The organism is Streptomyces sp. NPDC060002, from assembly GCF_042737245.1.
Lineage (GTDB): Bacteria > Actinomycetota > Actinomycetes > Streptomycetales > Streptomycetaceae > Streptomyces.
Map to the genome: position 1 here is coordinate 35821 of NZ_JBHWUW010000057.1, position 11693 is coordinate 47513.

The 11693-nt window shown below is 69.1% G+C and carries 9 protein-coding genes and 1 pseudogene; 9 read left to right on the forward strand and 1 reads right to left on the reverse strand.

The annotated features are described in order from the left end of the window. Nucleotides 1–10: 10 nt before the first annotated feature. The 9 genes from ACFWBD_RS34325 to ACFWBD_RS34365 all read left to right on the forward strand — a co-directional run bounded on the left by ACFWBD_RS34325 (nucleotide 11) and on the right by ACFWBD_RS34365 (nucleotide 10842). Nucleotides 11–976 (forward strand): carbohydrate ABC transporter permease, encoded by a 966-nt coding sequence (locus ACFWBD_RS34325; protein ID WP_385675635.1) that lies wholly within the window; start codon nucleotides 11–13, stop codon nucleotides 974–976. Continuing rightward, nucleotides 973–1869 carry a carbohydrate ABC transporter permease gene (locus ACFWBD_RS34330; protein WP_385675638.1) on the forward strand — a complete coding sequence of 299 codons (897 nt, stop codon included), beginning with the start codon at nucleotides 973–975 and terminating at the stop codon, nucleotides 1867–1869. Before ACFWBD_RS34325 ends, ACFWBD_RS34330 begins: the two co-directional genes overlap by 4 nt. 12 nt (nucleotides 1870–1881) lie before the next feature. Continuing rightward, a complete protein-coding gene (locus ACFWBD_RS34335; protein ID WP_385675641.1) occupies nucleotides 1882–4755 on the forward strand; it encodes a glycoside hydrolase family 2 TIM barrel-domain containing protein in 2874 nt (957 codons plus the stop codon). 91 nt (nucleotides 4756–4846) lie between these two features. Beyond that, nucleotides 4847–5842 (forward strand): ATP-binding cassette domain-containing protein, encoded by a 996-nt coding sequence (locus ACFWBD_RS34340; RefSeq protein WP_385675644.1) that lies wholly within the window; start codon nucleotides 4847–4849, stop codon nucleotides 5840–5842. Then, nucleotides 5842–6645: an ABC transporter permease gene (locus ACFWBD_RS34345; protein WP_385675647.1), complete on the forward strand. Its 804-nt coding sequence runs from the start codon at nucleotides 5842–5844 to the stop codon at nucleotides 6643–6645. The genes ACFWBD_RS34340 and ACFWBD_RS34345 overlap by 1 nt, the downstream gene beginning before the upstream one ends. Next, a complete protein-coding gene (locus tag ACFWBD_RS34350; protein ID WP_385675650.1) occupies nucleotides 6645–7451 on the forward strand; it encodes an ABC transporter permease in 807 nt (268 codons plus the stop codon). The genes ACFWBD_RS34345 and ACFWBD_RS34350 overlap by 1 nt, the downstream gene beginning before the upstream one ends. Nucleotides 7452–7692: 241 nt before the next feature. Continuing rightward, nucleotides 7693–8778 carry an endo-1,4-beta-xylanase gene (locus ACFWBD_RS34355; RefSeq protein ID WP_385675653.1) on the forward strand — a complete coding sequence of 362 codons (1086 nt, stop codon included), beginning with the start codon at nucleotides 7693–7695 and terminating at the stop codon, nucleotides 8776–8778. An 81-nt stretch (nucleotides 8779–8859) separates the two neighbouring features. Beyond that, nucleotides 8860–9393, forward strand: coding sequence for a hypothetical protein (locus ACFWBD_RS34360; protein WP_385675655.1), 534 nt, complete (start codon nucleotides 8860–8862; stop codon nucleotides 9391–9393). A gap of 120 nt (nucleotides 9394–9513) precedes the next feature. Then, nucleotides 9514–10842 carry a jacalin-like lectin gene (locus ACFWBD_RS34365; protein WP_385675658.1) on the forward strand — a complete coding sequence of 443 codons (1329 nt, stop codon included), beginning with the start codon at nucleotides 9514–9516 and terminating at the stop codon, nucleotides 10840–10842. 72 nt (nucleotides 10843–10914) lie between these two features. Here the strand turns inward: ACFWBD_RS34365 and ACFWBD_RS34370 are convergent. Beyond that, a pseudogene (locus ACFWBD_RS34370) lies at nucleotides 10915–11328 on the reverse strand (CatB-related O-acetyltransferase); the annotation flags it as partial. Nucleotides 11329–11693 lie beyond the last annotated feature (365 nt).

Genomic DNA, 11693 nt, shown 5'->3' on the forward strand with positions numbered 1-11693 from the left:
GGATCACGACATGTCGACGACCAAGACGCGCGACCGCGCGCGCCCCGCCCCGGCCAAGGCCTCACCGGCCAAGCCGCGGCGGGGTCTGCGGGGCAGCCCCACCTTCAACTTCTGGCTCTTCACGGGGCCGTTCCTCATCGGTCTGGCGGTCTTCGTCTACGCGCCGATCCTCTGGAGCCTCTGGCTCAGCTTCTTCGAGGCCCGCTTCACCGTCACGCCCGACAAGTTCGTCGGCTTCGAGAACTACACCTACATGCTGACGAACGACGACTTCGTCGGCTCGCTCGGCACCTTCACCGCCTTCGCCGCGTTCATCGTGCCCACCACCTGGGCGCTCTCGCTGGGGCTGGCCCTGCTGGTGAACCGGATGCGCCTCATGCGGGCGTTCTTCCGGTCGGTCTTCTTCCTGCCGACCGCGTGCAGTTACGTCGCCGCCTCGCTGATCTGGAAGATGTCCATCTTCAGCGGGGTCAGGTTCGGCCTGATGAACACGGTCCTCGGCTGGTTCGGGATCGAGAACATCGCCTGGCTGGCCGACCCCAGTCCGCCCTGGTACTGGGTGGTCATCGTCAGCGCACGCCTGTGGCTGCAGTCCGGCTTCTACATGATCCTGTTCATCGCGGCGCTGCAGAACATCCCGGACGAGCTGTACGAGGCCGCCGCCATCGACGGCGCCAAGCCCGGCTGGCAGACCTTCCGGTACATCACCCTGCCCCAACTGCGCGCCACGTCCACCGCGGTGATCCTGCTGCTGCTGATCGCCGCGTACCAGGCCTTCGACGAGTTCTTCAACCTCCTGTCGAAGACCACCTGGGGTCGCCCACCCCTGGTCGAGCTGTACTACAAGGCTTTGGGCGAGAGCCAGGACTACGGTGCCGGCAGCGCGGGCGCGGTGATCCTGACCGTGCTGATCTGTGCAGTGACCCTGCTCCAGGGCAAGTTCCTGGGCTTCGGAAGGGGGGAGGAGTCCAAGTGACCACCACATCGCCCGCAGTACGGGAATCCGCACCGCCGTCGGACAGGCCCCGCCGCGGCCGTCGCGGCGGCGGCGTGATGAGCTCCACCGGCCTCTACATCGCCACCGGCGTCGCCGCCTTCTTCTTCCTGGTCCCGTTCTACCTGCTGATCCGCAACGCCCTCTCCACGGACGCCGAGATCACCGGCGAGAACTGGAAGTTCTTTCCCACGGACATCCAGTGGGGCAACGTCAGCGAACTGTTCACCGACGAGACGGTCCCCTTCGCCCAGTCGTTGTGGAACTCCGCGGTCGTGGCAACCCTGCACACCGTCGGCGTCCTGCTGGTGTGCTCCCTCGCGGGGTACGGTCTCGCCCGCATCCCCTACCGGCACGCCAACAAGGTCTTCTACGCCGTCCTGGGCACCCTGATGGTCCCGACGGCGGTCACCTTCGTCCCGAGCTTCGTCCTGGTCTCGTCGCTCGGCTGGGTGGACACCTACCGGGGTCTCATCATTCCGGGCCTGTTCAGTGGTTTCACCTGCTTTCTGTTCCGGCAGTACTTCCTGGGGTTCCCCAGGGAGCTGGAGGAGGCGGCGCGGGTGGACGGACTCGGCTACTGGGGTGCGTACTGGCGCATCGTGGTGCCCAACTCGCTGAACTTCTTCGCGGCGATGGCGACCATCACCTTCATCAACGGCTGGAACTCCTTCCTGTGGCCGCTGGTCATCGGCCAGGACCCGGGGTCGTGGACCGTCCAGGTCGCGCTCTCCAACTACATGACCAACCAGACCGTCGTCTTCCATCTGATCTTCATGGCCACCGCCTTTTCCATCCTGCCCCTGGTGTTCGTGTTCCTCTTCCTCCAGCGCTGGCTGGTCCAGGGAATCGCACAGACCGGCATCAAGGGCTGACCTAGGAGACCGATGACTTTCCGCACCACGGCCGCCGACTACGTCGAGAACGTCTCTCCGGGCAGCGGGGCCCTTCCGCCCCGCGCCTGGTATGCCTCGTCGGACGCGAAGTCCTTCTCGCTGAACGGACGCTGGCGACTGCGCGTGTCGGCGACGGCCGACGCCGAGGACGACTCGTTCGCCGAAGACGGTTTCGACGCCGCGGGCTGGGCCGAGGTCGCGGTGCCGGGCCACTGGGTGCTTCAGGGCGACGGGGCCTTCGGCTCGCCCGTCTACACCAACCATCTCTATCCCTTCCCGGTCGACCCGCCCCGGGTGCCGACCGAGAACCCGACCGGCGACCACCTGAGGGTCTTCGACCTGCCGGCGGGATGGCCCGACGTTTGTGAAGGCGGTTTCCTTCTCCGTTTCGACGGTGTGGAGTCCTGCGCCCGCGTCTGGCTGAACGGAAGGGACATCGGCGAGTTCAAGGGCTCGCGGGTGTCGCACGAGTTCGTGGTGGGGCATCTGCTCAGGCCGACGGGCAACGTCCTCGCGGTCCGGGTCCACCAGTGGTCGGCGGGCTCGTACCTGGAGGACCAGGACCAGTGGTGGCTGCCGGGCATCTTCCGTGACGTCACCCTGCTGCACCGCCCCGCGGGCAGCGTGCTCGACTTCTTCGTGCACGCCTCCTACGACCATGTCACCGGTGAGGGCACCCTGCGCGTCGACTCCGATGTCGACGGGCGGGTGTCCGTGCCGGCTCTGGACATCGATGTCGAGACCGGGGAAGCGGTTACGGTACCGGTTCGGCCGTGGACGGCGGAGACGCCCGCGCTGTACGACGGTGAGCTGGTGACGGAGGGCGAGCGGGTGCCCCTGCGCATCGGTTTCCGTACCGTCGAGCTCGCGGACGGCCTGATCAAGGCCAACGGCCGGCCGATCCTCTTCAAAGGCGTCAACCGGCACGAGTGGCACCCCGGGACGGGCCGGGCCCTCGACCTGGCGACGATGCGCGCGGACGTACTGCTCATGAAGCGGCACAACATCAACGCCGTCCGCACCTCGCACTACCCGCCACACCCGGCCTTCCTCGACCTGTGCGACGAGTACGGGCTGTGGGTGATCGACGAGTGCGACCTGGAGACCCACGGCTTCGTCGAGCAGGACTGGCGGGACAACCCCGTCGACGACGACCGCTGGACCCCCGCGCTCCTCGACCGTGCCGCACGCATGGCCGAACGGGACAAGAACCATCCGTCGGTCGTCATCTGGTCCCTCGGCAACGAGGCCGGCACCGGGCGCGGTCTGACCGCGATGGCCGAGTGGATCCGCGACCGTGACGACTCGCGCCTCCTGCACTACGAAGGCGACATCGACTGCCGTGACACGGACGTCTATTCGCGCATGTACGCCTTCCACGACGAGGTGGAGCGGATAGGGAAGGGACTGGACGGCGGTACCCGCAAGCGACGCCGACTGCCCTTCATTCTCTGCGAGTACGCCCACGCCATGGGCAACGGGCCGGGCGGACTGGCCGACTACCAGCGGCTGTTCGAGGCGCACGAACGTCTCCAGGGCGCCTTCGTCTGGGAGTGGATCGACCACGGCATCAAGCACCCCGAGCTGGGCTACGCCTACGGCGGCGACTTCGGCGAGGAACTGCACGACGGGAACTTCGTCTGCGACGGTCTGCTCTTCCCGGACCGGAAGCCGTCGCCGGGCCTGGTCGAGTACAAGAAGGTGATCGAGCCGGTCCGTATCGCGGGCGACGGCACGGGCGGGACCGTGCGGGTCACCAACGCGTACGACTTCTCGGACCTCTCCCATCTGGAGTTCGAGTTCTCCCACCAGGTGGACGGGCTTCCCACCGGTGCGAGGGAACTCGACGTCGGGCCCCTCGCACCTGGGGAGTCGGCCGAGATCGAGCTCCCGGCGGGCCCCGACGGCCAGGGCGCAGAGGTCCGGTGGACGGTCCGCGCGCTGCTCGCCGAGGACACCCCGTGGGCGCCCAAGGGTCATGCGGTGGCATGGGGCCAGGAGACGATCGCCCCCCGCGCACCCGTGACCGTCGCCGCCTCGGAGGGTCCCGTCCCCGGTGAGCGGCTGATCACGCTCGGCCCCGGCGCCTTCGACGCCCGTACCGGCGAGCTGAGGACGATCGGCGGCGTCGAGGTGACCGGACTGCGCCTGGACGTGTGGCGGGCGCCGACCGACAACGACGACGGCGCCCCCTGGCAGGACGACACGCGCTACGGCGTGCTGTGGCGCTCGTACGGTCTGCATCGCATGCGGCACCGCCTGGACGGCGTCGAGCCGGGTGCCGACGCGCTGACCGTGCGGACCCGGGTGGCGCCGGCCGCCCGGGAGGCGGGCCTGCGCACCGTGTACCGCTGGACGTCCGACGGGACAAGGCTGAAGCTGACCGTGTCCGTGGGACCCGAGGGCGACTGGAAGGTGCCGCTGCCCAGGATCGGCATCCGCTTCGGGCTGGCGTCCTCCGCGGGGCACGCGCTGTGGTTCGGCGGTGGTCCCGGCGAGGCCTACCCGGACACCAGGGCCGCGGCCATGCTCGGCCAGTGGGACGGGAGCATCGAGGAGCTGCAGACCCCGTACGTGCGCCCGCAGGAGAACGGCGCCCGGGCCGACGTCCGCTGGGCGGAGCTCGGCGGACTGCGGATCGAGGGCGACCCGGAGTTCTGGTTCTCCGCGCGGCGCTGGACGACCGAGCAACTGGACGCGGCGCGGCACCTGACGGACCTCACACCCGGCGACACGGTCTGGGTCAACCTCGACCACGGCCAGCACGGCATCGGTTCCCAGTCGTGCGGCCCGGGCCCGCTCCCGCGGTACCTCCTGAACGCCGAACCCGTCGAGTTCTCCTTCGTGTTCTCGGAGATCGATTGACCGATCGACCATTTGATCGACATTCCGACTGATGGCGTCTCCCGCGGCCGGCCCCCAGCCGGCCGGCCGCGCTGCACTGGAGGTTGAACGAGTGATCGGCAGCATCGAGGTGCGCGACCTCTCCCGCACCTTCCACACCACCGTCCGACGGCCGGGCCTCGCCGGCGGCCTGCGCTCCCTGGTCAACCCCGAACGGGTCGCCAAGCACGCCGTCTGCGACATCACCTTCGACGTGGCCGCGGGCGAACTCCTCGCCCTGCTCGGCCCGAACGGCGCCGGGAAGTCCACCACCATCAAGATGCTCACCGGCATCCTCACCCCCACCTCCGGCGAGGCGCGCGTCGCGGGCGTGGTGCCGTACCGGGAACGGGAACGCAACGCCCGCAACATAGGCGCCGTGTTCGGGCAGCGCACGCAGCTGTGGTGGGACCTGCCGGTGCGCGAGTCGTTCGCGATCCTGAGGGACATCTACGAGGTGCCGAAGACCGAACACGCCGCCCACCTACGGGAGTTCGACGCCCTGCTGGACCTGTCCTCCTTCTGGGACACCCGCGTACGCCACCTCTCCCTCGGCCAGCGCGTGCGCTGCGACCTCGCGGCGGCACTGCTGCACGACCCGCCCGTCGTCTTCCTCGACGAACCGACGATCGGGATGGACGTGGTGGTGAAGGAACAGGTCCGCGAGTTCCTGCGCCATCAGGTCGAACAACGGGGCCGGACCGTCCTGTTGACCACCCATGACATGACGGAGGTCGAGCGGCTCGCCGAGCGCGTGGTGCTGATCAACCACGGACGGCTGGTCCTGGACGGCACCCTCGACGAGATCCGTCGCAAGTTCGGCTCGACCTGGCAGGTGCGGGCCACTCTCGCCGACCCGCGCACCGAGGTCGTGGCACTGCCGGGCATCGCGGTACTGCGACACGACGGCTTCCGCGTGGTGTTCGGACCGGACGGACCCGGCGCGCCGACGGTGCACCAGGCGCTGAAGTCGGTCATCGAACGGTACGAGGTCACCGACATCGCCCTGGACGAGGCCGAGTTGGAGGACGTTATGCGCGCCGCGTACGTACAGGCCCAGGACGCGTGATGGCGGTCCCGCACGCCTGGCGCACGGCCCGGGTCACCCCGCTCGGCGAGTTGCACACCCCGCCCCGGATGACCGCCGCCCTGCTGCGACTGGCCGTCCAGGTGGTGCTGGTCGCGTCCCTGTGGCACGGCCTCTACGCCCACACGGGCACCACCGCCGGAATGACCCGTGACCAAGCGGTCACCTACGCCGTGCTGGCCGTACTCGCCTCTCGCCTGCGGGAGTTGGACCAGTACGCGGCCCGGGACACCGTGATCCAGCACATGCACTTCGGCACCATCGTCTACTGGTACCTGCGCCCGCTCTCGCCCCAGCGCTACTACGCACTACGGGCACTGGGCGAGCAACTGTACGGTCTGGCCTGGGCCTTGACCGGCTACACCGTCTGCCTCGCTGCCGGAGTGGTGGATCCGCCCGGGTCGGCCGCCGTGGCGGGGGTGTTCGCACTGAGCCTCCTGCTCGGCCAGTGGATCCTGTACTACGTCATGCTGGCCATCGACCAGCTGTGTTTCTTCACCCTGCGCAACAACGCGGCGATGCTCATCCTGATCTTCGCGCAGAACCTGCTGTCCGGGGTGTACGCACCGCTGTGGTTCTTCCCCGACTGGTTCGTCACGCTGAGCGGTTTCCTTCCGTTCCAGGCCACGCTGAGCGTTCCGCTGTCGCTCTACGTCGGCCGCATCCCGCTGTCGGACGCCGTCCCCGCCCTGCTGGTGCAGGCCGCCTGGGTGGCGCTGCTGGCCCTGTTCACCCGGCTGGTGTGGCGACTCGCCGCGCGGCGGGTCATCTCCCAAGGGGGCTGATGCTCTTGAAAGCCGTACGCCTCGCCTGGCGCATCACCCGTCTCAACTTCCGCGCCCAGCTGGAATACCGTTCCGAGTTCCTGATGATGGTCGCGATCGGCGCCGTCTGGCAGGTCTCGGTGATCGTGTTCGCGACCGTGCTGCTGACCCGTTTCAGCGGGATGGGCGGCTGGGACAGCTCGGACGTGCTGCTCATCCCGGCGACCCGGATGCTCGCCCACGGCCTGTTCGTCCTCTTCCTGGGACGCATGCACGGAATCGGTTACTTCATCCAGGAAGGCCAGATCGACGTCTGCCTGGTGCGGCCCATGCCGGTGCATCTCCAGGTCCAGCTGCGCGTGTTTCCCACCAACGCCATCGGCGATCTGACCGTCGCGGTGGGGCTGATGGTGGCGGCGCTCGGCCGCAGTCACCTCGACTGGACCGCGGGCCGGATCTCCTACCTGGTCGCGGCCGTGCTCGGCGGCATGCTGCTGGAGGCCGCCCTGTTCACGGCGGTCGCCTCCGCCGCTCTGCGTTTCCCGACCGCCGACTACTGGGGCCGCTGGCTGGAGGAACTCCTCGGCACGTTCGGCAGCTACCCGCTCAACGTGCTGCCCAAGGCGGTGGGCGGCCTTCTGACATACGGCCTCCCCCTCGCGTTCGTCGCGTACTTCCCGGCCGCCGTCCTGACCGGCCACGGCCACGAAACCGGTGTTCCCTACTGGCTGGCGGCGGTCTCCCCGCTGCTGGGCCTGCTGGCGTACCTCGGCTCGCGGCTGCTGTGGCGGTGGAGTCTGGGGCACTACACGGGGGTGAACGGCTGACCGGACACCCCCGGATGAGGGCCGGCCGCTGCCGCGTGGGCCGGCCGCTGCCGCTTGGGGGCCGGACACCGCCGGGCGGGAGCGGAACACCGCAGGGTGGGGACTCGGGAGTAGCGCCTCGGGGCGGTGGTGTGGCCGCGCCGGCGCCTACCCGCCGTCCCCAAGTCCTCGGCAACCTTGTGTGCGTCACCGGCGACAAGGGGGTGAGCACCCGCATCCCCCACTCCCCCGAGGAGCAGCCGTGCCCCACACACCGGGATCCCACCGTCGCCGCCACCGCGCCCTGCGCCCCGTCCCGCTCGCCCTCGCCGGCGCGCTCGTCGCCACGGCCGCCGTCGCGCTGCCGCAGCTCACGCCAAAGGCCTCGGCCGCCACCACCCTGCGCGGATACGCCGACGGGCGGGGTGTGAAGGTCGGCGCGGCGGTCGGCGACACCCCGCTGACCTCCGACGCGTCGTACACCGCGGTCCTGGACCGGGAGTTCAACTCGGTGACGGCGGAGAACGCGATGAAGTGGGACGCCGTAGAGCCGAGCCGGGGCAGCTTCAACTGGGCCGCCGCCGACCGGCTGGTGGCCCATGCGGTCTCCCACGACCAGGGCGTACGTGGTCACACCCTGGCCTGGTACGCCCAGTTGCCGTCCTGGCTGAAGAACGGAAACTTCTCCGCCACCGAGCTGAACACCATCCTCAAGAGTCACATCGACACCGAGGTCGGCCGCTACAAGGGCAAGGTGTACGCCTGGGACGTGATCAACGAGGCGTTCAACGAGGACGGCTCGCTGCGAAGCTCGCTGTGGCAGGACAAGCTCGGAACCGGTTACATCGCCAACGCACTGCGTTGGGCGCACACCGCCGACCCCGCCGCGAAGCTGTACATCAACGACTACAACATCGAGGCGGACAACGCCAAGAGTGACGCCCTGTTCGCGCTCGCACAGCAACTTCTGGCACAGGGAGTGCCGTTGCACGGCATCGGCTTCCAGTCGCACTTCGAGGTCGGCAAGCTTCCGACGTCGATGAAGGCCAACCTGAAACGGTTCTCCGACCTCGGCCTGGAGGTGTCGATCACCGAGCTGGACATCCGTATCCCGTTGCCCGTCTCCTCCGCCGAACTCGCCCAGCAGTCCACGGACTACAAGACGGCGAGCGAGAACTGTCTGGGCGTGCCACGCTGCGCCGGCGTCACGCTCTGGGGCGTCAGCGACAAGTACTCGTGGGTGCCGGGAACGTTCAGCGGGTACGGGGCGGCCCTCCCGTACAACGAGAGCTACGCGGCGAAGCCCGCGTACACCGGACTGTCGAACGGGCTCGATCCGAACGCCTGAGGGGACCTCCTGCAGATCCTGAGGGGCGACGCTCACCTTATGGAAGTGCCGTCGAGGTGGCGCCTGATACAGGATGACCTCATGTACGACCCCTTCGGCACGCCCCGTGCCCGCATGGTCGAGCCCGGCGAGTACCCGGTGTGGGACGAGGTGCTGGCCCTCGTCAACCATGACCTGAACGCCCATCTGCCGGGCCGGGGCCCGCTGCGTCTGGTGGCGCTGCCCGCCTGGCCGGAGGAGCCGGCCGATGACGAGCACGCGGCCGAGCACGTGTATGTCGCCCTGCCCGACGGCCGCTGGCACGGCAACGACCTGCCCCCGGAGGCGGGCACCGGGCCCGGCACCGCCCTCGCCACTGTCGCCGAGGCCGCACAGGACACGGTGCTCGAGTGCCTGTGGCAGGTGTGGCCCGTCTGCGCCGAGCACCGGCTCGGGATGCACCCGGGTCAGGAGAACGGGCTGGCGGTGTGGAGGTGCGCCGGCGGAAACGACGAGCGGGACCTGGGACACGTACAGGCGCCGGTCGGGAAGCTGGAGGAGGAGTACCGGTCGCGGAGGGAGCGCCGCAAGCGACGCAAACAGAACAAGCGGAGCAAGCAGAACCAGCAGCGGTAAGCGTTTTCCCTTCCGCGCTCACTGTTTCCTCAACAGCCCTTGTGCGTCACTCCGGACGGCCCCAATCTGAGCTTTGTTCAGCTCCTCCGCCGCTCTTTCCCCCACCGGAGACACCCTCACATGAGACGACTCATCGGCACCCTGGCGGCCGGCGTCCTGGCCCTGACCGGCCTCACCGCGACCGCCGCAGCCCCGGCCCAGGCGGCCACCGCCGCCACGTCCGGCACCTTCAACGTCCTGACGTACAACGTCGCGGGCCTGCCCGAGGGCCTCAGCTCCGGCCACCCGGCAACCAACACCCCCCTGATCTCACCGCGGTTGGCGGCATACGACATCGTCAACGTCCAGGAGGACTTCAACTACCACGCGGCGCTCTACGCGGGCGACAACCACGCCTACCGCACCGCGACCAGCGGCGGAGCAGGCATAGGCGACGGCCTCAACACCCTCTCGGACTACGCCTTCGACGACTTCGAGCGGGTGCGCTGGAATGACTGCACCGGAACCAACTGCCTGACACCGAAAGGTTTCACGCTGTCCCGGGTGCGGTTGGCCGAGGGCGTCTTCGTGGACCTCTACAACGTGCACACCAACGCGGACGACTCGGACGACGCACTGGCCGCCCGCCGCGCCAACATCGAGCAGCTGTCGGACTTCGTCCAGGCGAACTCGTCCGGCAACGCGGTGCTCGTGATGGGTGACACCAACACGCGCTACACCCGCGCCGGAGACAACATCCGCACCCTCGCCGACGAGAACGGCCTCACGGACGCGTGGGTACAGCGGGTGAAGGGCGGCACGCGGCCCGCCCAGGGCACGGACGCGCTGCTGTGCCCGACGACCGCGCCGACCAACGACTGCGAGGTCGTGGACAAGGTCTTCTACCGGGGCAGCAAGCTCCTGACCCTGAACGCAACCCGTTACAACAACGAGTGGGCGTCGTTCCTGGACTCCGCCGGCGGCAACCTGTCGGACCACTTCCCGCACACGGTCGACTTTTCCTACACCCTCAACTCGACGTTGCGGGCCAGTGACTTCTTCGGGGGCCCGCACGGTACCGCGTTCAACGACGCGGACGACCTGCCGGCCGCTCCGGCCCCGCGCACGCTGACCCTGCGGGGCGGCGCCCGCCTCGACGCGGTGACGCTGACCCACGACGGCGGTACGACGGTCACCCACGGAGGCACGGGCGGCACGGCGACATCACTGACGCTGGCGACGGGCGAACACCTCACCTCGGTGAAGCTGACCCAGGGCCAGAAGGACGGCCGTACCAGGATCTTCTCGGCCGCGTTCACGACCGACAAGAGCCGCACACTGGCCTCCGGCACGGCGACGACCGACGCCGCCACCTTCACGGCCCCGTCCGGCTGGCAGATCGTCGGGTTCACGGGCCGCGCGGCCGACGAGGTGGACAAGCTGGGCGTGCTGTACGCGCCGATCGGCTGATCCTCGTCCGCGTCCGCGAGTATGCCGCCGCCGGGGTCCTGCGGCAGAACCGCCGCCCAGGCGCCCGGCGGGCTAGGCGGGCCCTCGCGTGGAAGCCTCCGGGGAAACGGTCTCCGGGGCAGCCGTGCGCGGGGCTGCGGAACCCGGCGCGGCGGCTTCGAGGTCGTCGACGCTGCCGGACATGATCGTCCGCACGTGGTCGATGATGTGCTCGGCGGCCAGTCCCACCAGGCGACAGCCAGCAGCCGGGCGACGTCCGCTTCGCTGTAGGGTGCGGATGAGACGGGCCGGGTCGCCGCCGACGATCCCGTAGTCGGGTACGTCGGCGGTGACCACGGACCCGGCACCGACGATCGCGCCGTGCCCGATCCGGACGCCGGGCATCACCGTCGTGCCGTAACCGAACCAGACGTCGTTGCCGACCACGGTATCCCCGCGGTTCGGCAGGCCGGTGAGCAGGTCGAAGTGCTCGGACCAGGAACCGCCCCGAACTGCCGGAGCGACCACCCGCGTTGAGCGGGACAGCCAGGACAGGCGGGACCGGTCAGCCGTTGCGGTCTCCGGAGTCGGCACGTGGTCCGGAGATCTGGATCGGTACCGGTACCGGTACCGGTACACGGACCGGGCGACGGGAGTTGGATCGAGGCAGGAAAGCCGTTACAGAGTGTTCCAGGGCCCCGGGCTCGGCCCCACGGTGGAGTCTCCACCCGCCGTCCGCCGTCCCACCTGCGAAACCCTTAGGCGCTGTTTCTCGGTTCTCCTGACGTGAGTGGGGTGTTGGGATCAGGCTGGTTGTATGGGTCGTGGGGATCTGACGAATGCGGAGTGGGATCGGCTGGAGTCGTTCTTGC